Origin of the sequence: Priestia sp. SIMBA_032, from assembly GCF_046535215.1 — a bacterium.
GTDB lineage: Bacteria > Bacillota > Bacilli > Bacillales > Bacillaceae_H > Priestia > Priestia aryabhattai.
Genome location: NZ_JAWRXD010000454.1, coordinates 1 through 284 on the forward strand (window position 1 = coordinate 1; position 284 = coordinate 284).

1 protein-coding gene is annotated in these 284 nt (G+C 68.3%); it reads left to right on the forward strand.

What is annotated here, in order from left to right; translation table 11 throughout:
* Nucleotides 1-284 (forward strand): hypothetical protein (locus tag SB717_RS35135; protein ID WP_410907523.1); only part of this gene is annotated, 284 nt, incomplete at both ends.

The following is a 284-nucleotide window of genomic DNA, read 5'->3' on the forward strand; positions in this document are numbered from 1 at the left end:
GGCGACCAGGCGGACATCGCGCTGGAAGGCGCGGCGCAGCACGACTGGGTCATCCGCCTGAACGCGGACACAGGCAACCTCCGCGCCGCCGTACGCCACCTGCTCGATCAGCACGATTGGGAGCGGGCGGCCCATCTGGCGTGGAGCCTCTTCATCTACTGGTGGGTCGCCGGCCTCCTCGGGGAGGTGAGGGGGTGGATGGACACGGTTCTCTCGACCACAGACCCGCTCGACGACCGCACCAGGGCGATCGCGCTGTACTTCACCCAGGCCATCTCCTTCTG